Below are 25,912 nucleotides of genomic sequence, written 5' to 3'. Positions count from 1 at the left end.
CCCCCATGCGAGAGCGCCAGAATATTCGGTATTAGACCCCGTTTCCAAGGCTTATCCCAAAAAGGAGGGCAGGTTACTCACGTATTACTCACCCGTTCGCCACTAATCCACCCACAACAAGTTGCAGGCATCATCGTTCGACTTGCATGTGTTAAGCACGCCGCCAGCGTTCGTCCTGAGCCAGGATCAAACTCTCCACAAAAAACCAGAGAGCAAGAAAAACAACTAGCTCCAAAAACAAAAAATAAAAAACAAGAACAACACACCACCAACAAACAAACCAAACACCACATAAAAACACGGCACCTAGTAACCATCCGCTGGAGTGCTAACTGTCCTCGCACACACCCACACAACCAACCAGGAAACCAACAACAACATCAGTCAACCCCGGAATGGCTATGTGAACAAAAAATATTTCACGTAAAAATATTAGTCAGACACGCTATTAAGCATCCAAACACCACACCCACACCCCACACCAACCAATAACCATTGACTGGTTAGTCCAGGGAGAATCATCCACGCTCAAGAAGAGCAACCCCGTTAGCCTACCACCACCCAGCCCGGTAAACAAACCGAACCATCGTGGCCTAAGCCACTCACGAGGATTTCCGTGCCGCTCTGAGCTCTTACCGGGCTCTCGGCGACGGATAACAAGCTTACAAGCCCAACCCGCCAGACGCAAACCAAACCAACGAGACACCCACCACACCTGGCTGAATAAGCGGAAAACACCCGGAAAACCACGCCCACACACACGCCTGCACACCCCTCAAGCACCGCCCCGCCGAACCCCGCGGCGCGGCACATGAGGCGCGCGGGCAAGAAGCTGCGGCGTCGTCGATAATAGAGAAGTGAGTGCACGAAAAGCTCCGGCTACTGCCGGTAACCCTCAGCAAAGCGACCCGAAGCGGCCGTCCCCCGATCCCACAACAAACCATCCGCACAGAGGAACCACGCTTCAGCCGGGCACGCAGCTCGGCCTGCTTGTCACCCTCGTCATTGCCGTGCTGTCCTATCAGCTCAACACCACGATGGTGACTCCTGCGCTTCCCGATATCGGGCGGAGTTTTGCGGTGAGCGAGGGAACGCTTGCCCTCGTCTCGAGCCTTTTCTTCCTCGCCGGTGCGGTTGCCGGGATTCTCCTTACCCGTTGGAGTGATTTTATTGGCCGCACCCGCATGCTCCTGGCGGTTCTTGTGATCCTGCTGGCGGGAACACTGGTATGCGCACTCGCGCCGAACTTCCCTATTTTCGTGGCGGGGCGCGTCCTCCAAGGTATCTCCGGGGCGGTCTTCCAACTCGCGTATATGATCCTGAGCGAATCAGTATCGCCGGTAGTTCTAGGCACCATGCTCGGCATCATCAGCGCCGCTAACGGAGGCGTGGGTGGCCTGGACGGATGGCTCGGCGGAATACTCACCGACCGCTTCGGATTTCAGGCAATTTTCTTCGTTATTGCAGGTCTCACCTCGGTGGCAATTTTCCTGACGGTTCGGCTACTCACTACCCCGGAGCGGCCCGCCGCAAGCGGAAAAATGGATTGGTGGGGCGGCGCACTTCTCTCCCTCAGCCTTATTTCCCTGACCTACTACGTCACTATTGGCGGCGTCCGCGGGTGGTTGGCCCCGGCTAGCCTCTTACTTTTCGGTGTGGCCGCGCTATTTTTCTTCGTTTTTTGCATGGTTGAGCATCGGGTTCCCTCGCCGCTTTTCGCCCTGCGTCATCTGGCATCACGCCACTGCTGGCCACTTATTGCTATCACCCTGCTATCCCTTGCTTCGGTTTTTACGGTCATTAATTTCACGGTCGCGCTTTTTGCCCAGAATTCCGACGTGGGCTATGGGCTGGAAGCTGGCCGGGCCGCGCTCCTCTACCTCACCCCGCCCGCACTTATTGGGCTGGTTGCCGCCCCGCTTTCCGGGTGGCTGGCGGGGAAAATCGGCTGGCTCACCGTGCTGCGCACCGGGCTCTTCCTCTCCCTGTGCGCGATTGGCGGGATCTGGATCTTCCTCGATCACCAACGGGTTGTTTTCGCCCTCATCGCGCTTCTTGGAATCACCTATAACGGCATGATTCTCACAACTGTCAACGGGCTTGGCGTTATCCTCGCTCCGCCCGAAGCACCCGGCTCGCTCCCCGGTCTCAACGGCGCAGCTTTCGGCGTTGGTGCGAGCCTGGGTATCGGACTGGTTGCGCCCCTCGTGGGAACGTGGGATGGCTACCGCGGGGCGCTGGCGGTTTCGGCGGGCATCGCCGCGCTAGCTTTGCTGTGCGCATGGGTCCTGAAAATGCGCACCGATTCATAACGACGACGCAGCTATCTGGCCACCGCGCACCCGTGCGCCACGAGCTCCAGTACAAAAGTGGCCGGCACCTGAGCCAGGCACCGGCCACCTCCGCCGCTTGAGCGCATGAGCTAAGCGAACACCTCAGTTTTTAGAGCAGCGAGGCGTAGAGCGCGCGGATTTCTTCCTTGGTGGCCTTGCGGGGGTTGCCCGGGGTGCACACGTCGTTGAAGGCATCCTCGGCCAGGGCGTCGAGGCCGGATTCGTCCACGCCCACCGCGGAGATCGTGGTGGGATTACCCAGGTCCTCAACCAGCTGCTTGACCGCGTCCACCGCGTAGGTACGCGCTTCTTCTAGCGCGACGTCGTACGAATCCTTCATGCCGAAGGCATGCGCAATATCGCGGTACTTTTCACCGGTGTACTCGGCGTTGAACTTCATGACAGCCGGCAGCAGGATACCGTTGGCCACGCCGTGCGGCGCGTCGTAACGCCCACCGAGCGGGTGCGCCATGCCGTGCACCAGGCCCAGGCCCACATTGGAGTAGCCCATGCCCGCGATGTAGGAGGCATAACCCATTTGCTCCACGGCGTCGGTATCGCCATCGGCAGCCTTGCGCAGGTTCTTCGCGATCATCTGGATCGCCTTGAGGTGAACCGCGTCCGAAAGCTCCCAGGCACCCGGGGTGATGTAACCTTCGATGGCGTGGGTGAGGGCATCGAGCCCGGTCGCCACCTTGAGGGAGCGCGGCATGCCGTCCATGAGATCCGGATCCACAATGGCGAGCACCGGAATATCGTGTTCGTCCACGCACACAAACTTGCGGTGCTTCTCCGTATCGGTAATCACGTAGTTAATGGTGGTTTCCGAAGCGGTACCGGCGGTGGTGGGGATACCGATAATCGGCACGGAGGGGTTCTTGGTGTCCGCCACGCCCTCGAGGGAAAGAACATCGGAGAATTCGGGGTTCGCACCGATAATGCCGATGGCCTTCGCGGTGTCCTGCGGGGACCCGCCGCCCAGGCCGATAAGCACATCCGCGCCGGATTCCTTGAGCGCCTGCACGCCGGCCTTCACATTTTCGACGGGCGGGTTCGGAACAACGTCGTCGAAAATCTCGTAAGCAAAATCGGCCTCATCCAAACGCTTCGTCACTAGGCCCACGGTCCCGGCCTGACGCACACCCTTATCGGTGATGATGAGGACTTTCTTGAAGCCGCGGCGATGCAGCTCGGGGACCAGCTGGTCGAGCGCACCGCGCCCGAAGTACGAGGTTTGGTTGAGGATCATGCGATTAACCATGACAACTCCTTATGTCGAATATTCGTAGCAACTGCGCCACTTTCCTGACATGGAACATTGTTCCATTTTTTTGACCCCCGCCCTATGACGTAAGGCCCGGCACGGATTGATCGCCGGGGCCGTGGCGATATTTTCCCGCCCAATCCGCGAGCTGCCGGGCCGGGAAGGCTTTACTCTCCCCGGCTTTCATTTTAGACTGGCCGTGTCAGAATCCCAACTATTAATATTCCGTCCCACTAAATGGGATTGGATGCGTTGCGGTGGAGATGCGCGCGGCACGTTTTCGCGCACGCGGAACAGCCGCACGGTATCGCGTACGGAACGACTGCTTGCGGTCACGCACGCGGAACGACGGCGCAGCTACCCCGCAGCAACCTCTCAACAATCACATAGCACTCACACATAGACGCAAAGGAGCATCTCATGTCATTGCCAACCATCAAGCACGTGCGCGCCTTCTTCATGGGCGGCGCCACCGCCAAGAATAAGGGCCAGGGCGGCGGCGACTATCACGACCAGGGCGGCGGGCACTGGATCGATGACCATATCGCCACCCCGATGTCCAAGTACAAGGAATACGAACAATCACGCCAGTCCTTCGGGATCAATGTGCTGGGCACCTTGGTGGTGGAAGTGGAGGCCAGCGATGGCACCACCGGCTTCGCCATCTCCACGGCCGGCGAAATCGGCTGCTTCATCGTGGAAAACCACCTCAGCCGCTTTATCGAAGGCAAGCGGGTGGATGACATCAAGCTCATCCACGACCAGATGATCAACTCCACCCACTACTACTCCGGTGGCGGCGGCGTGGTTATGAATACCATCTCCTGCGTGGACCTGGCCCTGTGGGATCTATTCGGGAAGGTGCTCGGCCAGCCGGTGTACTCGCTGCTGGGCGGCGCGGTTCGCGATGAAATCAAGTTCTACGCCACCGGTTCGCGCCCGGATCTGGCCAAGGAGATGGGCTTCATCGGCGGGAAGATGCCCACCCAGTGGGGCCCGCACGACGGCGATGCCGGCATTCGCCGCGAGGTGGAGCGCATCAAGGATATGCGCGAGAAGGTGGGCCCGGACTTCTGGCTCATGTGGGATTGCTGGATGAGTCAGGACGTCAATTACGCCGTCAAGCTCGCCCACGCTTGCGCTCCCTATAACCTCAAGTGGATCGAGGAATCCTTCCCCGCCGCGCAATACGATAATTACGCCGAGCTCAAGCGCCAGGTCCCGGCCGGCGTGATGGTCTCCACCGGCGAACACCACGGCAACCTTGCCGCTTTCCGCACCCTCTCCGAAACCGGCATCGATATTATGCAGCCGGACGTGGGCTGGTGCGGCGGCATCACCACCCTCCTCGAAATCGCGGCCATCGCGAAGTCGCGCGGCCAGCTGGTGGTTCCGCACGGCTCCTCCGTGTACTCGCACCACGCCGTTATTACCTTCACGAATACGCCGTTTAGCGAGTTCCTTATGACCAGCCCGAAGGCGGATACCATCCGCCCGCAATTCGACCCCATCCTTCTGGGCGAGCCGGTCCCCGAAAATGGCCGCATTTCCAAGGAGACCCTGACGAAGCCCGGATTCGGCGTCGAACTCAATCGCGATATCGCGCTGGAACGCCCCTATACGCACTAAATCCGGCCACCGGTCACGCCATCCGCGCCGGTCACGCGACCGGCGCGGGTGCCGCACTCTTCGCGCAGCCGCTAGTCACGCGGACTCGCGCATCCACGCATACGAAAAGGAGAAATTATGACAGCCTCTTCGCCATCTCCAGGATCGCCCGCGGCTAAGTCCGGGGCCTCCGCCGCCCGCGAAGCAACCCTGAATATCGCGGTGCGCAAGGCGCGTCGTCGCCTTGTTCCCTTCATGATGTTGCTCTACGTGCTCGCCTTCCTGGACCGTTCCAATATCGGATACGCCCAGCAGGAATACATGCTAGATACCGGCATCGGTGAAGCCACCTTCGCGCTCGGCGCGGGGATTTTCTTCGTGCTCTACGCCTTCCTCGGCGCTCCCGCGAATCTCATGATGCGCAAAATCGGGGCGCAGAAATGGATCGGTTCCATCGCGGTGGCCTGGGGTCTGGTATCGGCCTGCATGGCCTTTGCTGATACCCCGGCGAAATTCCTCACCATTCGCCTGCTCCTGGGCGTGGTGGAAGCCGGCTTCTTCCCCGGCATGATCTACCTCGCCTCCATTTTCTTCCCCGCGAAACCGCGCGCTTATGTGATGGGCCTCTTCTACCTCGGTGCACCCCTCGCGCTGGCACTCGGCTCGCCATTATCCGGTGCGCTCTTGCAGATGCACGGCTTCCTCGGCTTCCCGGGGTGGTTCTGGATGTTCCTCATTGAGGGCCTGCTCGCCGCGGTTGTTGGGTGCCTCGCTTTCTTCTATTTCGACGACGGACCGCGCTCTGCCAAGTTCCTGACTCCCGAAGAGCGGATCGTCCTGGCCGAAGCGGTGGAAGGTGAAGATTCCGGTTCCGGGGTGAAGTCCACCCTCAAGGATGCCTTCACGAATGCTCGGGTATGGACGCTCGCCATGGCTTACTTCGCCATCCAGGTGGCGGTGTACGGCGTCGTCTTCTATATCCCCACGCAGGTGGCGCGCTTGCTGGGCGAATCGGTGGGCTTCAAGGTGTCCCTCGTCGTCGCCATTCCGTGGGTGGTCTCCCTTATCGGCACGTGGTGGTTCTCCAAGAACGCCACCACCCCGGATCGGCAGCGGATCTGGTCGGCCGGGCTGCTGCTAGCCGCCGGGCTGGCCCTCGGGCTTTCGGCGCACGCCACCCCGATTCTCGCGATTGCGGCGCTGTGCATCGTGGCCACCGGCGTGATTGCCTGCCAGCCGCTCTTCTGGACGATGCCCACGAATCTGCTGGCCGGGGCCGCTCTGGCCGCGGGTATTGGTTTCATCAATACCTGGGGTGCGGTTGGTGGTTTTGTGGCACCGAATCTGAGAGTATGGTTCAACGAAATCTTTGATACCCACCAGTCGAGCGTGGCGGGACTCTGGGCGGTTGCAGCGGTGGCAATCCTCGGTTCCTTCATTATCGTCGCTCTCAAGAATCGAAAGGACGTTGGTATTGAAAGCGACGTTGCCTAAAAACCAGTTCAAAGCAGAGTTTGCGGCCTCCCCGCAGCGGGCGCGCCGTGGAATTTGGATGACGATGGCTTCGGCTACCTCGGCGGAAATCTGCGCCGGTTCGGGTGCTGATTGGCTGTTATTCGACGGCGAACACGCCCCTTACACGGTGGTGTCCCTGCTGGATCAGCTGCGGGCCGCCTCCGGATATCCCATGCCCCTCATTGTGCGGCCGGTGGAAACCACTGCGGCGCATATTAAACAGGTGTTGGATCTGGGAGCGCAGAACCTGTTGCTGCCCATGGTGGATACCCCGGAGCAGGCCCGCGCGGCGATGCGGGCGGTGCGCTATGCCCCGCGCGGGATCCGCGGGGTGGGGGCATCGGTGGCGCGCGCCGGGAATTGGGGCCGCTACACCTCCTATATGGAGGAAGCCGAAGCGGAGCTTTTCGTAATGCTGCAAATCGAATCCCGGGAGGCGCTCTCCCACCTGGATGAGCTGCTTGAGGTGGAGGGGCCGGATGGTTTCTTCATCGGGCCGGCTGATCTGGGCGCCTCGCTGGGCAATCCGCCCGCGGAGGAGTTGCACGCGATTGTGTGCGATGCGCTCGGGAAAATCCGGGCGGCCGGACTGGTGGCCGGTTCCCTGGCCTTCGATGATGCGGTAGCCGAACAGTATATTGCCGCGGGAGCGAATTTCATCGCGACCACGGCGGATTCCACTCTGCTGGTGGAGGCACTCGCCGCGAAATTCCCGGAGCGGTAATTACCCCTCCGACCCGTCTCCGGTACCAGGTTCCCAACTATTGGGAACCTGGTACCGTTTGTATATGACATCCGAAGATATCCCTGGCACGCAGACACTCCGCCACGGTCTTCTTGTTCTCCGTGCCGTCGCCACAGGGGCTCGGAATCTCAGCGAGGTCACCACGGCAACCGGCCTGAGCCGCTCGAAGGCGCACCGGCTCCTCCAGGCCCTGCGCCAGGAACGCTTCCTGCGCACCGATGAAACCGGCACGTATTTCCTCGGGGCTTCCCTCATTGAGCTGGGTTTTCAGGCCCTCGATAATATTTCTTTGGTCGGCATTGCTTCCCCGCTGCTCTCCCAGCTTTCCGAGGAGACCCTCGATACCGTGCACCTGGGCACCGAGCTGGAAGGCGAAGCCCTCTACCTCCTCAAATTCCCCGGGCACCGCGGTATTGAGGTGCGTTCCCAGGTGGGCACCCGCCGCCCCATCACCCGCACCGGGCTGGGCCGTTCCCTCATTCTTGACAGCCCCGAGCGCTGGGAGGGCCTCTACCGGGCGGATCGCGAGCGGGTGCGGGATACTCCCCCGCCGGAAACCCTGGAGGAATTCACCGCCGCGATGGAAAAATACTCCCGCAATGGCTATTCGGAGGATTGGGAGATTAGCGAGCCCGGGATTCGCTGCGTGGCCGCGCCGATCCGCAATGCGTCGGGGAATATTGCGGCCTCGATTAGCGTCTCCAGCGCGGTTATTTATATGGGGAAGGCGCGGATGCGCGAACTAGCGGCGGCGGTTACGGCAACCGCCGCGGAGATTTCCCGCCAGATCGGTTACGGAGCGGTGTAGCTGCGGGCTACCGTGCGTGGCTTTTTAGCACGACGACGCCGCGTCCCCGCGGCGCGCGGGCGCGCCGCGGCGCCGTCGTACCACCTGGAGTGAGGCTATTCCACATCGAGGGGAACTCGGAAGCGCGGGGCCGGGAAGGCGGCGTCCAGGCGCGCGAGTTGGTCGGCGCTCAGTTTGAGGCGCGCGGCCTCCAAGTTTTCCCGCATGTGTGCGAGTTTTCCGGTGCGCGGAATCGCGATGACCTCGCCCTGCGCCATCACCCAGGCGAGCAGCACCCGGAAGGGGCTCACGCCCAGTTCGCGGGCGACCTCGATGAGGGCCGGGTTTGTGACCAGGCCGTTGCGGAGGGTCCCGGCTTGGGCGAGCGGGCAGTATGCGATGAGCGCCACGCCGCGCCGTTCCATGAGGCCGCGCAGCTCCACTTCGATCCCGCGCGAGCCGAGGTGGTAGAGCACCTCGTTGGCCTGGCAGTTTTCACCGCCGGGCACCGCGGCCAGCTCCTGCATATCTTCCACGTCGAAATTGGAGACGCCCCAGCTGCGGATTTTCCCGCTGCCGCGCAGGCGCTCGAGTTCCGCCACGGTTTCGGCCAGCGGGGTGCCGCCGCGCCAGTGGTAGAGGTACATATCCACGTAGTCGGTGCCGAGGCGCTCGAGGCTGGCGTCGAGCGCAGCCTCCATGCGGTGGCGCGAGGCGTTGGAGGGCAGCACTTTGGTGATGAGGTAGAGCGATTCGCGCGGGAAGGGCGTGATTGCTTCGCCCACGAGTTCTTCGGAGCGCCCGCTGCCGTACATTTCCGCGGTGTCGATGAGCCGCGCACCGCCTTCGATTCCGCAGCGCAGTGCCGCGATTTCTTCCTGCCGGCTCGCGGGGTTATCGCCGAGGAACCAGGTGCCCAGCCCGAGGGCCGGCACGGTATCGCCATTGGCCAAGGTGATGTTGTGCATGGATATCGTTCCTCTCGTGGTTGTTCTACGCTCCAGCGTGCCACGAGGCAGCCCGAGCCGCAAAGTAACCAGCTGATCCGAGCCACCCGGGCCACCCGAGCCACCCGGGCCGTTCAAGCCGTTCGAGCCGTTCGAGCCGCAAAATGTACCTCAGGAACATTAAAGCCGTGAAAAACTGTCAGCCACGTACACTTTGCACATGCGTCGAGCGAAGGGATAGCCATGGTTCGTGTTTCTCCGGATCCGGATTGGACGCCGGTGCCTTTCCGCCAGTCATGGAGCGGGCACCTCATTGTCGGCACGCTGACCGCGATAGGTATTGTGATTGCGCTGGCGCTGAGCCGGTTCTTCCTCCCTCATCAGGTGAATTTTTTCGCTCTGCTGCTCATTGTTGCGCTGAGCACTGTGGCTGTTGAATTCTTTTCGGCGCACGTCGACCGCTGGGATCAACGCCGCTGGCACCACCCGAGCCCTGGCGGATGGATCCCTCCGCTGAGCCGGATTGTATTCTTCGCAGGAGTCTATTTCCTTGTCACGCTCGCACTGACGTGGAACTCCCGGCAGGCACTCATCTGCGCTGGTGTGGCTACCGGGGTCGCGATCATTGAGGTGTTCGGAGTGCGGGAATGGAAAACAGGCTTGACCACAGCGGAGGAAAGAGAAGCCACCCTGAAAGCAAAGAAAGCGCTTGAGGAAATAGCGATAGAGGCGCGCATTGAGCGCCGGGAGAAAGCTCGCCGCAAGGATGCGGAGCGCCGCAAGCGGCTCGGTTTACCGGAGGATACCAGTCCGATCATCACGGTAAAGCCGGGTGGTTTTGAATTCAGGCCGCACCGCGTGAACTTTATTCCGCCGCGCGCCGAGCCCGATGCCGCGGGGCAGCCCAATGGTCAGCCTGATGATCGCTGCGATGGACGCCCTCAGGAGGGGCGGGATTAGCAGCGCGGTGCGCCGAGCTGTGCACGGATGTAGCGGCTGCCGCGGAGGCATGCGCGGCGCGGCGGCCGCGAATTTCCTGCCAAATATTGCGGCTGCGTGCGGCGCTTTCGGTACCCGGCTGGGCGGCACGGCTCCCCCGCCGCCGCGGCCGCTCCGCAGCAGCTGCCGGCGCTTCGGGTGTTTCGGCTGAAGGCTCAGCTTCGGCGGCGGATTCCGTCTCGACAGCTTCAGCCGCTTCAGCCTTTTCGGATGCCACCACTTCAGGCGCTTCACCCGCTTCCGCCACCACATCCAGCACCGGCACCCCGGCGGCGGGCCCGAGCGCGGTGGCACGCTGGAGGCGAACTTCGTCCACAGAAAGCAAGATTCCAGCAGCCCGCTCCAGGATGGTCACCTGCCAGACTTGCACCCCGGCTCCGGCCAGAGCCCGCACGGCATCAGTAATATCCGGATCGATAGCAAAAGCGAAGATGCTCAGGCGCGGGGCCGGTTCCGGGATGGGCGGATTGACAGCTGTGAACTCCTGCCAGGCGGAGGAAAAATCGTGAGGCCCGCCCGGGAAAAGCCGAGTAATTTCGCGCCTGTCTAAAGTGGCGTGCTGGGCGGAACGGGCGAGGGCCGCGAGGAGCGCTGCGCCGTCGAGAATATCAATAATATCGACGCTAATAATGTTCCCGGTGGCATCCAAGGCAACCAGAGAAGCGGTGCCGCACTCCCCTTCCGGGCGCGTCCACGCTACCTGGAAGGCCGGGAAATCGAGGAACTCCGCAATCTGGGCGCGCAGCGCTTCGGCAACGGAGGCGCGGGTTCCTTCTGGAAGATCCGCGGGAGGCGCCGCGCGATGAAATTGCCCGCCACGTAATGAGAAAACGCCCACGAGATACCATCTCCGATACTGCTTACCGCACCAACCTGCCTACCCAAGCCTATCCTAGGCGAGGTACCTGAGAATTGACTGCACCGCGCTTTATTGCACGACGGCGCCCGCGGCTCCGGGTGCTTGCGCCACCGTGCCCGAACGGCCCCGGTGGCCCGGTATGGCTACGCCACCAGATGCCGAGCGGCCGGGCGGAATCCAGCTCCGTGAAGAGCTCGGTTCCCGCCCGGCCGCTGTGCAGTGCTAGGCGTGCTTAGCTAACGTTTGCGTGCCTCGCTAACGGTTACGCAACTAGCCGTGCTTAGCTAGCATGTGCGTGCCTAGCTAACGTCCACGCAGCTACGTGCAAGACGCAAGTGCTACGCCGTCGCGCCGGCTCCGGACTCATGCCCCTTGGCCATAACGGCCGCGCGCCCGGCTTCCAGGCGTGCCACCGGCACCCGGAACGGGGAGCAGGACACGTAATCCAAACCGACGGAGTCGAAGAAGTGCACCGAGGCGGGATCACCGCCGTGCTCACCGCAGATACCCACGGTGAGGTTCGGGTTGCCCTTCCGGCCACGTTCGGTACCCATGCGCACCAGCTCGCCCACGCCTTCGCGGTCGATGGTCTCGAAGGGCGAGGTGTCAAAGATCCCTTCCGCCATATAGGTCGGAATGAATTCGTGTTCGACGTCGTCCCGCGAGAAGCCCCACGTGGTCTGGGTCAGGTCATTGGTGCCGAAGGAGAAGAATTCGGAATCCTCGGCGATCTTCTCCGCGATAATCGCCGCGCGCGGCAGCTCGATCATATTGCCGATCGCGATGTCCAGGTCGTAGCCGGATTCGCGTTCCACATCGGCGATGATCTTGCGGGCGCGGTCCGCCACCAGGCGGAATTCCTTATCCGAACCGATGAGCGGGATCATGATTTCCGGATGCGGATCCAGGCCGCGCTTGCGGCAGGCCACCGCAGCTTCGGCCACCGCTCGCACCTGCAGATCCACGAAACCGGGGATCTGGATGGACAGGCGCACCCCGCGCAGGCCCAGCATCGGGTTATCTTCGTGGCGTTCGGTTGCCGCCCGCAGCAGGGTGCGGGTGTGTTCGGGCACCTGCTGGCCGCGGGCTTCCATGGTGGCTACCTCAACCGCGAGCTTCGTCATATCCGGGAGGAATTCGTGCAGCGGCGGGTCGATGAGGCGCACCACCACCGGCAGCCCGTCCATCGCCTCGAAAATACCTTCGAAGTCACCGCGCTGGAGCGGCATGAGCGCGCCCAGGGCCGCTTCCTGCAATTCCGGGGTGGCCGCGAGGATCACGTGCTCGATAAGTTCGCGCCGCTCCCCTAAGAACATATGCTCGGTGCGGCACAGGCCGATCCCCTGCGCCCCGAATTCGCGAGCGCGCGCGGCATCTTCCGGATTATCGGCGTTCGCCCGCACGTGCATGCGCGCGGACTTATCCGCTTGGGTGAGGATGCGATCCACGGAACGCACCAGTTCGCAGGTATCCACATCATCACCGGCAGCTTCCAGCGCGGCTTCCAGGCCCTGGGAAACGTAGATCATAACCGGGGAATCTTCCACCGGCACCGCCCCGAAGAACACTTCGCCGGTGGTGCCGTCAATGGAGATCACATCCCCGGCGCGCAGCGTCTGCCCGGTGGACTTGATGAAGACCGTGCCGGCCTTTTCTTCCACAAGCAGGTCCTCCGCGCCCACCACGCAGGTGCGCCCCATCCCGCGGGCCACCACCGCGGCGTGCGAGGTTTTTCCGCCGCGCGCGGTGAGCACGCCGGCGGCCACCACCATGCCGGGCAGGTCATCCGGGTTGGTTTCGCGGCGCACCAGAATCACCTTGGCGCCTTCCGCGGCGCGCGCCTCCGCCTGCTCGTTGCTGAACACCACTTCACCCACGGCCGCACCCGGGGAGGCCGCCATGGCCTTCGTGATGAGGGTGCGCTGCGCATCACGCTGGAACTGCGGGAAGAGCAGAGAAGTGAGCTGTTCGCCGGTAGTACGGGTGATGGCTTCTTCCGCGCTGATGAGCCCTTCGTCCACCAGCTGGGTGGCGACCCGGAAGGCCGCGGCGGCGGTGCGCTTCCCCACGCGGGTTTGCAGCATCCACAGCTTGCCTTCCTGGATGGTGAATTCGATATCGCACAGGTCCCGGTAGTGGTTTTCCAGGCGCTTCATGATGTCCATCAGCTCGGTGTAGGAAACCGGGTCCAGCTGCTCAAGGTCCTTGAGGGAGAGGGTATTGCGGATACCGGCCACCACATCCTCACCCTGGGCATTGACCAGGTAATCGCCGTACACCCCGGAATGCCCGGTGGAAGGATCGCGGGTGAAGGCCACCCCGGTTCCGGACTTCTCCCCCATATTGCCGAAGACCATCGTGCAAATATTGACGGCGGTGCCCAGGTCATCCGGGATGTGTTCGCGCCGCCGGTAGATGCGGGCGCGTTCGGTGTTCCAGGAGCGGAACACCGCGGTGATTGCGAGGTTCATTTGCCGGCGCGGGTTCTGCGGGAAGGGGTACCCGGTGGCGCGCCGCACGATTCCCTTGAATTGTTCGACCAGCTCTTGCAGGTCCGCCGTCGTCATATCAAGATCGCCGCTGTAGCCTTTTGCCTTTTGGAGGGCGTGCAGGGCGTCTGAGAATAGATCCCCGTCAATATCGAGCACGGTCCGGGCGAACATTTGGATGAGGCGCCGGTAGGAATCCCAGGCGAAACGTTCGTTGCCCGATTGCGCCGCCAGGCCCTTCACGGATTCATCATTGAGGCCAATATTGAGCACGGTTTCCATCATGCCGGGCATGGAGAACTTCGCGCCCGAACGCACCGAGAGCAGCAGCGGATCCTCCGGATCGCCAAGTTTCTTGCCCATCTGCTCTTCCACGGCTTCCAGGTGGCGCGTCACCTCCGCTTCGAGTTCTTCAGGTTCCTGCCCGTTACTCAGGTAGTAGCGGCAGGCTTCGGTGGTGATGGTGAAACCGGGTGGGACAGGCAAATCCATGTGGACCATCTCAGCCAGGTTGGCTCCCTTGCCGCCGAGCAGGTCCTTCATGTCCTTGTTGCCCTCGGTAAATGCGTATACGAACTTGGTCATATCGTCCTCCGTGGGGATTCACACGCGCATAAGTGCGCGGAGCGGCCCCGTCGCCGCTCACGTGTCCAGGGTAACACTTTGGGGCGGCGTGATCGAGAGGGATTTTTAGTGAATACCGCGCACGTTTCCGGCCGCGTCCACGTCAATGGCCAGGGCGGATGGTTCTGTGGGCAGGCCCGGCATCAGCATGACGCTCCCGGCCATCACAACCACGAACCGGCCGCCCGCGGAGAGATGCACGTCCCGTACCGGCACGTCGAAATCGCTGGGGGCGCCCAGGCGTTTCGGGTCGGTGGTGAAGGAGGCCGGGGTTTTCGCGATGCATACCGGATAGCTGCCATAGCCGCGTTCTTCCAGGTCACGCAGTTGCTCGCGGGCTTCTTGCGCGAAGGTCACGCTCGCACCCCCGTAGACGCGCCGCACCACCGCGGTGATTTTCTCAGCAAGGCTCGCGTGATCCGGGTACGTGAACGTGGTGCGGGAGGGCGTTTCGAGGGCGCGCAGGACCGCTTGGGCCAGTGGCGCCGCGCCTTCCCCACCGCGCGCGAAATGTTCAGACACGGCCACGGGCACGCCCAGATCTTCGAATTGCGCGCGCACCTTTGCGATATCGGCTTCGGTATCCGTATCAAAACGATTAAGGGCGACGACGACGGACTGCCCCCACACCGCCCGCAAATTATGGATATGCCGGGCGGCATTGGCGATACCCCCGTGATAGCGCAGGGCGCGCAAGGTAACCACGAAAACGACTGCGTCGGGGCGCAGCCCGGAGGTTCGGCACATAATGTCAATGAACTTTTCGGCGCCCAGATCGGCCCCGAAGCCGGCTTCGGTCACCGCGATCTCCCCCATCGCGAGCGCAGCGCGGGTAGCCATCACGGAATTGCAGCCGTGGGCAATATTGGCGAAAGGCCCACCGTGCACGAGCGCCGGGGTGCCTTCCTGAGTGGCGACCAGGTTCGGGGAAAAAGCATCGGCGAGGAGGGCGAGCATGGCGCCGGTGGCTCCCACATCCTTGGCGGTGACGTGCTTGCCCGCGCGGGTGCGGGCCACTTCCATGTCGTTGAGGCGTTCGCGCAAGTCTGAGAAGGAGGAAGCCAGGCAGAAAGCTGCCATGACTTCGCTGGCAGGCACAATATCGAAGCCGGTAGCACGAGTGGCGTGCGCGCCGGGATTAGAGTGGGTACCCGCGCCCGGGCCGGCACTATCCAGGCGCCCGCTGGGGCTGAGGAGGATAGCGCGCAGCGCCCGGTCATTCATATCGATCACGCGGCGCACGCTCACCGTGGCCGGATCAATATCGTGGGTATCGAAATACACCGCGTTATCCGTCATGGCGGCCAGCAGGTTGTGGGCGGCTGCGATAGCGGCGAAATCCCCGTTGAAATGCAGGTTAATGGAGGCTGCCGGGGTGAGGGTGGCGCGGCCCCCGCCAATGGCCCCGCCTTTGAGCCCGAAGACGGGCCCGAGCGAGGGCTCACGCAGGGCCAGCACCGCGCCTTTGCCGAGGTAGCGCAGGCCGTCCGCCAGGCCGATGGAGGTGGTGGTTTTCCCTTCCCCGGCCGGAGTGGGTGACATGGCGGTCACCAGCACGAGGCGGCCGGGTTGCGCGGCGTTGGTTCCGGGTTCGACGGAGCCGGTTTCGGGGTGGCCCAGCTGCGCACCGAGGCGTTCTACCCAGCGGTAATCGATCTTCGCCCGATCCCGACCGAAGGGGATGACGGCATCTGCAGGCACACCGGCCGCCAGAGCCATATCAACAAGGGGAAGTTCGATAGACATACGCTGTAGTTTATACCGCCGCGGCCGATCACCTAGGCAAGCGGGCCCATGTCAGCAACGTAAGCGTCGAGAAGCGCTTGGCCGCGGGCGTCGTCGTCGTTATTAAAATATCGGAGCACGCGGGCCGGAACTCCAACCACAATGCAGTTCGCGGGGACGTCGCGCATGACGACGGCGCCGGCGCCCACAATGGAGTTTTCGCCAATGGTGACACCCGGACCGATGGTGGCCGAGGCGCCGATCCACACATTATCGCCGATGGTGATGGCGGTGCCGAATTCGAGGTCGGTTTCGGCGCGCAGGCGCGGGGGAACCGGGTGACCGGCGGTGGTGATGGTGACGCGCGGGCCGATGAGGACGCGGCGGCCCAGGGTGATGGGGGCGACGTCAAGCAAAATTGCGCCGGAGTTGATGAAGACTTCGGGGCCGATGTGGACGTTTGCGCCGTAATCACAGTGAACGGGCGGGACCACGGTGGCGCTCGGGTCGAAGGAACCGAAGAAACGCGCGGCGATGGCGCGGATCGTTTCGTTATCGGAGGGGTTAGTGGCATTGAGCTCGTGCTGGACGGTGAGGCCCTCGCGGCGGACTTGGGCGAGGTAGGGATCGTCCGCGATATACATTTTTCCGGCGACCATGCGTTCCCAGGTGGGTGAGGGTTGGGACGCCGATTGCGGCGCGGCGGGCACGGGCTGTGCTGCGGCGCCGGGCACGGATTCCGGCGCGGGCTGATTCGATTTGGTCATGGGTTCATTCTGGCACATCTGAGCTACCATCTAAGGTGAACTTCTGTTCACCCTTCGGAAGGGATGCGGTGGTGCGTTTCCCAGGCTTTCTACCCCGGCGGTGGCCGGCTGGACATCGTGGCCCAGCTAGCATGCTGCCGCTTCGCCCCGTGACGGGCTCCCAACTGCGCGGCCGGGCGTCCGCCACCGCAACCGCATTGATAAGACCTCACCAGCAGCGGGCCGTTCAGCCGGCCCCACATCAGAAAGGATGAATTATGCGCATTGCAATTATTGGAGCTAATGGCGCGGCCGGAAAACTCCTCACCCAGGAAGCGGTTGCGCGCGGACACGAGGTCATGGCCGTGACGCGCTCGGAAAACGAAACGGAAGCTCCGGTCTCGCTCCGCCGAGATATTTTCGATATTGAACGCGGAGATATTGCCGGCGTCGATGCCATGGTAGATGCCCTCACGCCCAACGCGGATGCCGGGGAGGATTTCCCCGAACGTGCCGCGCGGCATCTCATTGAGTTGGTTTCCGGACTGCCGACCCGGCTCATCGTGCTCGATAACGGGGACGCGAAGGTCCCGACCGCTTTGGAGGGTGCCCACATCGCCAAATGGACATATATTTCCCCGGAGATCACCTCCGCCGATCTGGCCGCAGCCGTGATTGAGGAACTCGAGCGAGGCCCGCTGACCGCGCATATCCGCCAGCATCTGGTGGTGAGTTAGAAGTAGAGGAGTCAAAGTGAGGAGCGCCGGCAGGTGTAACACCCGAACGGGAACACACCCGAAGCAGAGCGCTTCCACGCAATGATAACCAAGGGCCGCGCCTGGGACTCCAGGGGCGGCCCTATTGGGCGAGCTCGCCAAGGCGTAGATTTTAAATGGCTCATGTCACAACGATGAACGGCAGGAGGAACGATGATTATTTACTTCTCTGAAACTGGCACTACTGAGAAAGCAGCAGAACGCTTGCAGGGCGTTGTTGACGGCGATGTGGTGCGAATAGCAGCAGCTCGGCCGTATACAGATGCGGATTTAGATTGGCGGGTCGAAGATAGCCGGGCGAACCTGGAACAGCACGGAAAGCTCCCGGCCCCGGAACTTGAGGAACCGGTCGAATTGGGCGGCGCAACGGAAGTGTTCCTTGGCTTCCCGATCTGGTGGGGTATCCCGCCGAAAGTGGTGGATAGCTTCGTGAACTCGCATGATTTGGGGAAGGCACGGGTGCACCCCTTCTGCACCTCCGGGAGTTCGCCGATGGACGAGGCGGAGGAGTACCTACGCTCCACCTTCCCGCAGATTGTGTGGGCACCAGGATTGCGTTTCCACGACAACCTGACCGAAGAAGATATCCGCGCCTGGGCCGATGCGCAGTAAGGTCACGGGCGCGACCACTGCACTTATCGGAATCCTTGGCACGCTTGCTACCCTCGCGGCATGCTCCCAGGAATCGCATCCCTCTTTCGATGAATTGGCGGCTTGCACCGGAAGTGTCACGCTCTCGCAGCTCAACCTTCCCGGGCCCTACGGGGTTTCCTGGACGGTTGAGTTTGCGGAGGGGGACACCGCTACCTTGACGTATAGCGTTCCTGGACAAGGCGCGGGTCTGACAGAGGTATATCGGGAAGCTTTCCCGGTTGATCCGCAGCTGCGAAAGGAGATGTGTATGCAGGCCACGGTTACGAAAGAAGCCGAGACCCTACCGGGCGGAGCTACCGTCAGCTGGGATCTCCCTCCGGCCGGCTCGGGACACACCAATGACGTGGAAGCAACTGCATTGATGGAACCGGTCATGCTTATGGTCACCCAGGAACGCCTGTGGGCCGCGAACAAAGCGTATGAGGAATACGCACACAATCGCTAGTGGGCGCGGGGCGGCAGGCGCGGCGTCGTCGTTCTAAATAAGCGACGGCACGGGAACCGCATGCCGCCACGGCGCGAACCACAACCGAAAAGCAGGTACCACCGCCCAATCTTCGAACCGGACGGTGGTACCTGCTCTCACACCAAGCGAATTAGGCTTCTTCTCTTACTTCTTCTTCCAGATCAGCGGTAATAACCTTGCCCATGGTTTCCGGCGTGGACAGGCAGGACAGGATACCCAAGCCCATCATGATGGTCGTGAAGGTCAGTACCGGCAACCAACCGAAGCTACCCGGACGCACGATAATAGCGGCGATCATCGGCGTGAAGCCCACGATGATATTGCCCAGCTGAGTCGACACTGCGTAACCCGTCATGCGCAGGCGGGTCGGGAACATCTCGCTGTACATCGGCGCTTGCACAACATTTCCACCGGCCAAGGTCAAGCCGATAATAAAGAGCAACACGACGAGCAGCGGCACATTCTTGAGCTGAATTGCCCAGAAGATCGCCGGGAACAGCACCACGAGGCTAAACATTGACATGAGGTACACCGGCCGACGCCCGATCTTATCCGAGAGCGCAGCCCACACCGGCTGAATAGGAACACCAATACCCATCGAGAGGGTGGCTAGCGCCAACAGGGTTGAACGCTCCCATCCCCAGTAAGTAGTTCCGTAATTAAGCATGTAATTCGTGAGCAAAGCGCCGGTAATCGCGTACTGCCCCATGGCCATAACGCGAATGACTTGGCGCCAGTGATTCTTGAACAGGTCACCGAGACTCCCCTTATTGGTGGTCTCCCCAGTTTGTCCGGCCGTGCGGTGCGCGAGTTTACCTTCCTCGCGGGCGAGCGCCTCGTATACTTCACGCGGCTCATCGGCCTTCACACGTACCCACAGCGCGTACAGCACCAGCGGGATAGCAACAAAGTAAGGGATACGCCAACCCCCACCGAGAAGGAAAGCCTCATCTTTGGAGACCGGGATAAAGGCAGCGATACCGAGCAGCATCCCGATGAGGAGCCCGTGCATGGTAAAAGCAACGAGGCGACCGCGTTTCTCCGGCGGGGCAAGCTCGGAGGTCATTGCAGTAGATCCGGCCTGTTCACCACCTGCGGAGAAGCCCTGGATCAGCCGCATAATGATCAAGATGACACCGGCGGTTGCGCCGACCGAATCATACGAAGGCAAGAAACCGATCACTAAGGTAGCGAAGCCCATCAAGCCAAGGGTAAGAAGGAGCGTTTTCTTCCGGCCCCAGGCATCGCCGAGGTGGCCGAGCACGATGGCGCCGAGGGGCCGAGCAAGATATGCAACACCGAATGAGGCGAGCGAGGCAATATTGGCCAGGGTTGGATCATCCCCACCGCCGAAGAAAACGGAGGGGAAGATAACCGCGGATGCGGTTCCGTACAGCCCGAAGTCGTAGTATTCGGCAACCGCGCCCCAAAAACCAGATTTCGCGGCTTTCTTCGCGGATTTCTCCAGGCTCACTCCCCCACCCGTCGCCGCGTTGGCTGCTTTCGATACGTCATTGTTATCCGACGGCGGTATCGGTCTGGTACCCGTTACCGTGTGTGGGTCCGTCATTGGTTATCCTTTCACGCAACGGAGCTGCTTCGCATCCGTTATATGCGGTTATTCCTGAGCGTTCCCTTACGCCCATGCGATAGCGTAATGAGCTGCCGGCACGGTGAAGAGCGGTGAAGCGGGTGAATAAGGGCCTCTCCTTTCCTACTTTCGGACGAGTAGACTAATCCGTGCTCACAGGGTGACTACCCTAGATTCACCCGGTGGATGGTGATGCGGAATGCGAACGAATCTACAATTCTCACAGCGTTTGACAGATGCCATACAGGCGCTCCACGCAGCCACGGACCGCCGCACCATTGCGCGTTATATTGTTGCTTTGCTTGCGGATGTAGCGCCGAATGCGGATTATATTTATTTTTACGCTTTCCTCCCGCGGCACAACGTTTTCGCGGTTCTGGGGGTCTACGGATTCCCCCATTACAATTCCACGCTCGTGGTTGAGGCGAATTCGCCTTTCGGGAGGACCCTCGGGCGCCGCGAACAGTACTGGGCCCGTACTCCCACCGAGGTAGCTGAACTGTACTCTTTCCCCGCGGATTCTTCCCTGGCATACGAGCGGATGAGCCCATTACAACGCTTTGCCGCAGCGGCCACCCACGCATCCGCGGTTATCCAACCCTGCATCATCGGGCAGGAATTGCAGGGCACTCTCTGGCTGGAATCACACTCGCGCGCGGGGGCTTTCTCCGCAACAGATCGCTCACGTATATCCCAGCTCTCCACGCTTGTGGCATTACTTTTACGCGCCGCGCCCCGGGCAACTATTCTCAACTCCGAAGGTTTAGCGGAGGTATGGGAAGTGCTGCCCTCGAATCCTGCACCGGTAACACCTGGTTTCCCGGGCGCCCCGGGTTCGCCGGCAACCACGGGCGTGACGGCAGCGCCAGCCGCTGAGATACCCGCGGCGAGCGCCGCACCCGGAAACGCACGGGCCCGCGCTAACTCACAACGCGGCCCCGCCCTGACTCCCCGCGAAAGGGATGTCCTCACCCAGATCGCCCAAGGACACACCAATTCGGACGCGGCCGCGACCTTGCACGTTTCGATCAATACGGTGCGCAGCCACCGCCGTAGCCTCATGCGTAAACTCGGTGCCCACAATGCGGTGGAACTCCTTGACGCAGCGGCTCATGCCGGAAGTGTGCCGAGCGCCTAGCGGGATGAGCGGGACTAGTCCCCGGGCGGGGTTCCGGAGGTGTTTTCACCCCCGCTGCCCTCGGCCGGGTGCAGGGAAGGCACCTAGGCTGACGATTAACCGCAGTCGGAGAGTATTTCGAGGGAGAAATGATGAACGTACTAACACTGCCCGTACCGGTTCCCGAGACCGCAGGCCCGATCCCCGTAACCGATACCAGCCACCCATTTTCCAGTATGCGTTTCGCGCGCGAACCGTTAGATTTGGCCGCATACGGATATGTGGAGGAGGAATATTTCCTTTCCGGCACCGCGAATGTATACGCTTTTGCGCCAGAGCCGGATACATACGGTACAGGCCGTGGTGGCCGCGGGGGAAAGGCCGACGGCGCTCAGCCGGCGGCGCGCGTCGTCGTAGAAAAAGAGGGAATCCCGTATTGCACCCGTGTGCTCGTGCGGCGCCCGGAAGAGAAGAGCTCAGGGACGGCCTGGGTCTCCATTTCGAATGCCTCGCAAGGGTATGACATCGAAGATGATTGGCGGCGGGCATGGGACTATCTCATGACCAAGCGACACACCTACGTGTCCGTGACGGCCAAGCCCATCCAGATTTCCGCTTTGCAGACTTTCGATCCGGAGCGTTACGGGAAGCTCAGCTGGGGCGGAAAGCCGCGCCAGATTGATGCCGCGGATCCGGGCTGGAATCCGTTTATGCAACTTGACGAGTGCGAAGAAGGCCTAGCTTGGGATGTGATCGCCCAGGTTTCCGCGTGGCTACGCTCGCCGCACAGCCCGGTAAATGTGGGGCATATTTTCCTCATGGGTCAGTCCCAATCCTCGGTATACGCCAACACGTACCTCACGTATTTCCATAATGCGTTGCGACTCGCTGGCGGTGCACATCCCTTTGACGGCTATGCACCGGGGGTTGGATCGGTGTATGTCAAAGCCATTAACCAGCACGGGACCGGGGTTCCACCCCGTATTCTGCGCACATTGACTCTGGGTGGAACCGGGACTGGCGAGAAGCGCCACGGAGCTTTCGTCTTCTATCTGGTGGAGCCCGCACAACTTGATGCGCCGGTGGTTAGCACATCTTCGGAGGCAGACGTGACCCTCTTCGGGGCAAGCCCTGAGTGCCTCCGCCTGGGAGACGGACCGCTGCGCCGGCATTGGCACGTGCGGCGCTCCCAACATTCAGATGCCCGTTCGCGCGTCATTCCACAAAATTCGGAAGTGGTGCAGGCAAAACGGCGCCCGCGCGAGATGGATGCGACATTCCTGGCGGCACTGAGCGTGCTGCCCATTGAACCTATTATTACCGGCTCCATGGCCGCCGTGGAGAAATGGGCTGCGGAGGGGGTGCCGGCTGCGCCTTCTACCTGGTTCGCTGCCGATGGTGACCGGTGGGTGAAAGATCGCTCCGGGCTGCTTTCGGGCGGGATCGAATTGGGTCTCCTGGCGCATCCGATTGCGGACTTCCTCCCCGGAGCGCCGGAGAATCCTGTGTATGGCCTCATGACTGTGCACTCGCGCGAGTCGATTCTGGGGCGTTTCGCTTCTTTCGAGGACTACCAGGCAGCCTGCGATGAGGCCGATGACGCGCTGGAAGCGGCAGGTTACCTTGAGCCTGTGGGCCGCCGTTTGCTTCACGCCGTGGAGCGCGAGCTGTGGGAACGCGCGGTGGATGGCGCACCGGCTCCCCTGAGTTCACCGCAAGGTCAGTAACAACGCACGAGTTGCCGAGGCGGGAGGCGTGGCGGCGTCGCCCTTAATCTCACGGGCGCAAGGAACCGGATTCTTCCAGGTAGCTCTCCCACTGCGGCGAGGCCGGGATGCGCCGGACCTGCGCAGAGGCCAGCATGGCGAAGGCCGCGAGCGCGGTGGGAAGGGCGAAGGCACTCTGGGTGAGTTCCCAGCCCAGAGTGCCGATGCCCCAGCCGGCCAGCGCGGGTGCGAAGGCCGCCGCGCCAGAGGAGAAGAACTGGCTGACCGAACCCACGCGACCCATGAGCTCGTTGGGCGTCATAAGGGTGACCAGGCCCATGACCGCCGCATTGACGGCGGGGATAATCAAGCCCATTAATGCGTACACCGCGCCAATCCACCCCAGCCCGGGAAGGAAGGGCACAAGGGCGACGACGCCGGCGCACATGAGGAATCCCGCCACGATCAGCACTCCGGAGGGCACCCTGGCAACCACTTTGGCTGCAACCACCGCCCCGGCGAGTGCCCCACAACCGAGCGCAGTAGCGAGCAGGCCAATGAGCGCCGGCTCCACCCCGCGGTCGGCAAGGCCGAGGGTTACGCTCATCATCATGCCAGCCCAACCCAGGTTGAGCAGGCAGGCGCAGATAAGGAACACCCGCACCGCAGTGCGGTCCCATATCCAGCGCAGGGATTCGTTGAACTCTGCGAGCGCGCGCGAGAGGCGGCCGGTACGGATAGAGCTCGCAGAGTTTTCTGAGTTCTCAGGGCACCCGGCTCTGCCGGAGCACTCATCTCCGCCGGAACGCCCGGGCCGGTAATCCCCGCGCATACGTAGTGTGGCCACCATGCTCGCCAGCTGCCCGATGATTTGCGCGAGAGCGGGAACGTAGAGGTGGATAGCCAATAGTGCCCCGCCGGCCGGGCCGGTGGCGAGGGTGACCGCGGCGTCGCGCCCTTGATTCGCAGCCACGGCATTGGGCAGTAAAGGCCCGGGCACCACCTGTTTGAGCATGGAATTGGAGGCCGGGGAGAGCAACGAATTACGCAGGCGATCCAGAAAAGCGAGGGCCGCAAGGTTGGCCACGTTCGCGGTGCCGGTGAGGAGCAGTGCTACCAGCGCCAGCTGCGCGAGCACACCCAGTCCGGAGGAAACCAGGCGCAGGGTACGCCGGTTGTGACGGTCAGCCAGAACTCCCCCGGGAAGGATACCCAGCAGGGTGCCCGCGCCTTGGAAGAATCCCACGGTTCCGGCATGTACCGGGGAGCCGGTAACCGCCAGGCAGACCAATGGGAAAGCGAACATTGCAATGCCCGCGCCCAGGTCCTGGAGGAGATCGCCGGTAAACCAGGCCCGGTATTCACGGGATGCCCAGATGGTGGAAGGTTCACGCTCCGGGGCAGGCGCCCGATCTTGGTCAGCCACCTGATCGGTTACTGTAGCTGGCGCATCTGCCGTGTTTGACATGTATTCTCCTTGTTGTTTTTGGCCATTTCCCTGGCTTCCACCTCCCACTATAATTACGCAACATATATTGCGCAATAGTTGTTGCGAATATGGGAGGGCTGAACACTCCGGCTACAATGAACCTATGGTTTCATCTGACGGCACCCCCGAATCGAGCAGCACCGCACCGGGGGCCACCACTACAGAAACGGCAGCTCGCCTCAACCGCGAACAACTGCGGGCACTTTCCCACCCGGTTCGTTTAAGTTTACTTCACACCCTGAGCCGCCTAGGCTATGCGCGCGCTGCAGACCTGGCCGAAGAACTGGACTTACCCGCCAATTCCATGAGCTACCACCTGCGGATTCTGGCCCGTGGCGGGCTGATTCGCGAGGATCCCACCCGCGCGCGCGATAAGCGTGATCGGGTATGGACACTCACATCTCCGCGCATGGCGACCGATTCTAGCCTGCCCAATCCGGAATATTCCAAAAGCGTGACTGCGGCTGGCACCGCGATTCTGGAATGGGCCACCTCGCTGTGGCTGGCGGCGATGACGGCTCGCACCGATCACCCGGAGGAACGGCCACTATTCACCAGTTTGCACCCGGCGGAAGTCCTTCTCACTCGCAAGCAAGCCGCCGATCTTTCCAAGAAAATGTACGAGCTCGTGGAAGAATATCGAGTGGATAACGAGGCGGCAGCCCATCGGGAGGGCGACAAGACAGGCGCGTCCGGAGAGTCCACCGCGAAAGATGCCACTCCTTTTGTGACACTCCAGGCGATTATCCCGCGCAGCGCCCACAAGGGTTCTTAGCGAACCGCAAGCCGCAACTCACCCGCGAAAATCCCACGAGTGCGCAACAGCGGCCTACCGCTTTCATCCCCACTCTGCCAGGAGACGCAGAGCACCCCACTGCCCGGTTCCACCTCGAGCATTTCAGCATCGTCCGTACTGGCGATGCCGTGCGCGAGTGTGAGCTGTGTTGTTACCAAGCGGTACCCATAAGCATTTTCGAGACAATCGCGCACCGGACGGCTGAGATCCTCAGAAAGTAAATCGGGAAAATGCTTGGCATCAATATGGGTTTCTTCGACGCCGCGCACACCAGGCCCGGTACGCAGCTGTCGGATAAGATAGACAAATTCGCCAGAATCCAAGCCAAAAGCTGCGCGCTGCGCAGCGCTGGCACGCTGCAAGGCGCAGCCGATAAGCTCCGTATCAAGACTGGTGCGCAGGTGTTCCTCGAGGCTGGGCAACGGCTCACGCCCTCGCTCCGGGCGCGGCACCGCCACGAAGGTCCCCTTCCCCGGAATGCCAACAGTGCGCCCCTCCTGCGCGAGCAGTGTCAGGGCGCGGCGCACCGTCATAGGCGCCACGTCCATTTTGCGCGATAGTTCCAATTCACTATCGAGTTTCGCACCGGGTTGCAGCGTCTCGATGGTCGCGAGGAGACTTTCGTACACGGCTGCATATTTCGGCTTCATGCTCTTTATTATTACCTAGATCTCAT

At 61.9% G+C, this 25,912-nt stretch carries 21 protein-coding genes and 1 rRNA gene; 12 read left to right on the top strand and 10 right to left on the bottom strand.

The features are described 5' to 3' along the window. Nucleotides 1-202: ribosomal RNA gene (locus ACRQEG_RS06365) — 16S ribosomal RNA — on the bottom strand; the annotation flags it as partial. Between the two features lie 655 nt (nucleotides 203-857). Between ACRQEG_RS06365 and ACRQEG_RS06360 the strand changes: the two genes are divergently transcribed. Continuing rightward, entirely contained in the window at nucleotides 858-2,312 is a 1,455-nt protein-coding gene (locus tag ACRQEG_RS06360) for an MFS transporter (RefSeq protein ID WP_320753039.1), read from the top strand. Nucleotides 2,313-2,442: 130 nt separating this feature from the next. On the opposite strand, the gene fucO is transcribed toward ACRQEG_RS06360, so the two are convergent. Continuing rightward, a complete protein-coding gene (fucO, locus tag ACRQEG_RS06355; protein ID WP_435716130.1) occupies nucleotides 2,443-3,594 on the bottom strand; it encodes a lactaldehyde reductase in 1,152 nt (383 codons plus the stop codon). Nucleotides 3,595-4,017: 423 nt separating this feature from the next. Between fucO and rhmD the strand changes: the two genes are divergently transcribed. The 4 genes from rhmD to ACRQEG_RS06335 all read left to right on the top strand — a co-directional run bounded on the left by rhmD (nucleotide 4,018) and on the right by ACRQEG_RS06335 (nucleotide 8,273). Further along, nucleotides 4,018-5,226: an L-rhamnonate dehydratase gene (gene rhmD, locus ACRQEG_RS06350; RefSeq protein WP_016442323.1), complete on the top strand. Its 1,209-nt coding sequence runs from the start codon at nucleotides 4,018-4,020 to the stop codon at nucleotides 5,224-5,226. A gap of 117 nt (nucleotides 5,227-5,343) precedes the next feature. Further along, nucleotides 5,344-6,699, top strand: a complete 1,356-nt coding sequence (locus ACRQEG_RS06345) for an MFS transporter (protein ID WP_435733821.1) — start codon at nucleotides 5,344-5,346, stop codon at nucleotides 6,697-6,699. Further along, nucleotides 6,674-7,444, top strand: a complete 771-nt coding sequence (locus tag ACRQEG_RS06340; RefSeq protein WP_435716085.1) for an HpcH/HpaI aldolase family protein — start codon at nucleotides 6,674-6,676, stop codon at nucleotides 7,442-7,444. Before ACRQEG_RS06345 ends, ACRQEG_RS06340 begins: the two co-directional genes overlap by 26 nt. 64 nt (nucleotides 7,445-7,508) lie before the next feature. Beyond that, nucleotides 7,509-8,273, top strand: coding sequence for an IclR family transcriptional regulator (locus ACRQEG_RS06335; protein WP_435716083.1), 765 nt, complete (start codon nucleotides 7,509-7,511; stop codon nucleotides 8,271-8,273). A gap of 95 nt (nucleotides 8,274-8,368) precedes the next feature. Here the strand turns inward: ACRQEG_RS06335 and ACRQEG_RS06330 are convergent, their stop codons facing one another. Beyond that, the gene (locus ACRQEG_RS06330) at nucleotides 8,369-9,220 is read right to left on the bottom strand and encodes an aldo/keto reductase (RefSeq protein ID WP_435716081.1); all 852 of its coding nucleotides are present in this window, start codon (nucleotides 9,218-9,220) and stop codon (nucleotides 8,369-8,371) included. A 258-nt stretch (nucleotides 9,221-9,478) separates the two neighbouring features. Here ACRQEG_RS06330 and ACRQEG_RS06325 point away from each other — a divergent pair, with 258 nt between their 5' ends. Continuing rightward, nucleotides 9,479-10,159 (top strand): hypothetical protein, encoded by a 681-nt coding sequence (locus tag ACRQEG_RS06325; protein ID WP_435733820.1) that lies wholly within the window; start codon nucleotides 9,479-9,481, stop codon nucleotides 10,157-10,159. Here the strand turns inward: ACRQEG_RS06325 and ACRQEG_RS06320 are convergent. The 4 genes from ACRQEG_RS06320 to ACRQEG_RS06305 all read right to left on the bottom strand — a co-directional run bounded on the left by ACRQEG_RS06320 (nucleotide 10,065) and on the right by ACRQEG_RS06305 (nucleotide 16,662). Continuing rightward, complete coding sequence (locus ACRQEG_RS06320; protein ID WP_435716077.1) at nucleotides 10,065-11,036, bottom strand: hypothetical protein; 972 nt, start codon at nucleotides 11,034-11,036, stop codon at nucleotides 10,065-10,067. The two genes, ACRQEG_RS06325 and ACRQEG_RS06320, sit on opposite strands and share 95 nt — an antisense overlap. A 359-nt stretch (nucleotides 11,037-11,395) precedes the next feature. Beyond that, nucleotides 11,396-14,131, bottom strand: coding sequence for a pyruvate, phosphate dikinase (ppdK, locus tag ACRQEG_RS06315; protein WP_435716075.1), 2,736 nt, complete (start codon nucleotides 14,129-14,131; stop codon nucleotides 11,396-11,398). 105 nt (nucleotides 14,132-14,236) lie between these two features. Next, nucleotides 14,237-15,916, bottom strand: coding sequence for a formate--tetrahydrofolate ligase (locus tag ACRQEG_RS06310; protein ID WP_320755976.1), 1,680 nt, complete (start codon nucleotides 15,914-15,916; stop codon nucleotides 14,237-14,239). Between the two features lie 32 nt (nucleotides 15,917-15,948). Continuing rightward, nucleotides 15,949-16,662 (bottom strand): sugar O-acetyltransferase, encoded by a 714-nt coding sequence (locus tag ACRQEG_RS06305; RefSeq protein ID WP_320755977.1) that lies wholly within the window; start codon nucleotides 16,660-16,662, stop codon nucleotides 15,949-15,951. A gap of 257 nt (nucleotides 16,663-16,919) precedes the next feature. Here ACRQEG_RS06305 and ACRQEG_RS06300 point away from each other — a divergent pair, with 257 nt between their 5' ends. The 3 genes from ACRQEG_RS06300 to ACRQEG_RS06290 all read left to right on the top strand — a co-directional run bounded on the left by ACRQEG_RS06300 (nucleotide 16,920) and on the right by ACRQEG_RS06290 (nucleotide 18,516). After that, entirely contained in the window at nucleotides 16,920-17,378 is a 459-nt protein-coding gene (locus tag ACRQEG_RS06300) for an NAD(P)-dependent oxidoreductase (RefSeq protein ID WP_320753049.1), read from the top strand. A 192-nt stretch (nucleotides 17,379-17,570) separates the two neighbouring features. Continuing rightward, nucleotides 17,571-18,029 carry a flavodoxin gene (locus ACRQEG_RS06295; RefSeq protein ID WP_320753050.1) on the top strand — a complete coding sequence of 153 codons (459 nt, stop codon included), beginning with the start codon at nucleotides 17,571-17,573 and terminating at the stop codon, nucleotides 18,027-18,029. Beyond that, nucleotides 18,019-18,516 (top strand): hypothetical protein, encoded by a 498-nt coding sequence (locus tag ACRQEG_RS06290; RefSeq protein ID WP_320753051.1) that lies wholly within the window; start codon nucleotides 18,019-18,021, stop codon nucleotides 18,514-18,516. Before ACRQEG_RS06295 ends, ACRQEG_RS06290 begins: the two co-directional genes overlap by 11 nt. A gap of 151 nt (nucleotides 18,517-18,667) precedes the next feature. Here ACRQEG_RS06290 and ACRQEG_RS06285 read toward each other — a convergent pair whose 3' ends face one another. Beyond that, nucleotides 18,668-20,107 carry an MFS transporter gene (locus ACRQEG_RS06285; protein ID WP_320753052.1) on the bottom strand — a complete coding sequence of 480 codons (1,440 nt, stop codon included), beginning with the start codon at nucleotides 20,105-20,107 and terminating at the stop codon, nucleotides 18,668-18,670. A gap of 250 nt (nucleotides 20,108-20,357) precedes the next feature. Here ACRQEG_RS06285 and ACRQEG_RS06280 point away from each other — a divergent pair, with 250 nt between their 5' ends. Both ACRQEG_RS06280 and ACRQEG_RS06275 read left to right on the top strand, forming a co-directional pair. Next, entirely contained in the window at nucleotides 20,358-21,266 is a 909-nt protein-coding gene (locus ACRQEG_RS06280) for a helix-turn-helix transcriptional regulator (protein ID WP_320755978.1), read from the top strand. Between the two features lie 128 nt (nucleotides 21,267-21,394). Next, nucleotides 21,395-22,972, top strand: coding sequence for an alpha/beta hydrolase domain-containing protein (locus tag ACRQEG_RS06275; protein WP_320753054.1), 1,578 nt, complete (start codon nucleotides 21,395-21,397; stop codon nucleotides 22,970-22,972). A 49-nt stretch (nucleotides 22,973-23,021) separates the two neighbouring features. Here ACRQEG_RS06275 and ACRQEG_RS06270 read toward each other — a convergent pair whose 3' ends face one another. Next, nucleotides 23,022-24,419 carry an MFS transporter gene (locus ACRQEG_RS06270; protein WP_320753055.1) on the bottom strand — a complete coding sequence of 466 codons (1,398 nt, stop codon included), beginning with the start codon at nucleotides 24,417-24,419 and terminating at the stop codon, nucleotides 23,022-23,024. A gap of 124 nt (nucleotides 24,420-24,543) precedes the next feature. Between ACRQEG_RS06270 and ACRQEG_RS06265 the strand changes: the two genes are divergently transcribed. Beyond that, nucleotides 24,544-25,215 carry an ArsR/SmtB family transcription factor gene (locus tag ACRQEG_RS06265; protein ID WP_320753056.1) on the top strand — a complete coding sequence of 224 codons (672 nt, stop codon included), beginning with the start codon at nucleotides 24,544-24,546 and terminating at the stop codon, nucleotides 25,213-25,215. Here ACRQEG_RS06265 and ACRQEG_RS06260 read toward each other — a convergent pair. Then, nucleotides 25,212-25,886 (bottom strand): GntR family transcriptional regulator, encoded by a 675-nt coding sequence (locus ACRQEG_RS06260; RefSeq protein ID WP_320753057.1) that lies wholly within the window; start codon nucleotides 25,884-25,886, stop codon nucleotides 25,212-25,214. The two genes, ACRQEG_RS06265 and ACRQEG_RS06260, sit on opposite strands and share 4 nt — an antisense overlap. Nucleotides 25,887-25,912 lie beyond the last annotated feature (26 nt).

Origin of the sequence: Actinotignum stranguriae (genome assembly GCF_051265215.1) — a bacterium.
GTDB lineage: Bacteria > Actinomycetota > Actinomycetes > Actinomycetales > Actinomycetaceae > Actinotignum > Actinotignum schaalii_C.
The sequence above is the reverse complement of the archived record's forward strand: the minus strand, read 5'-3'. Positions and strand labels throughout refer to the sequence as shown.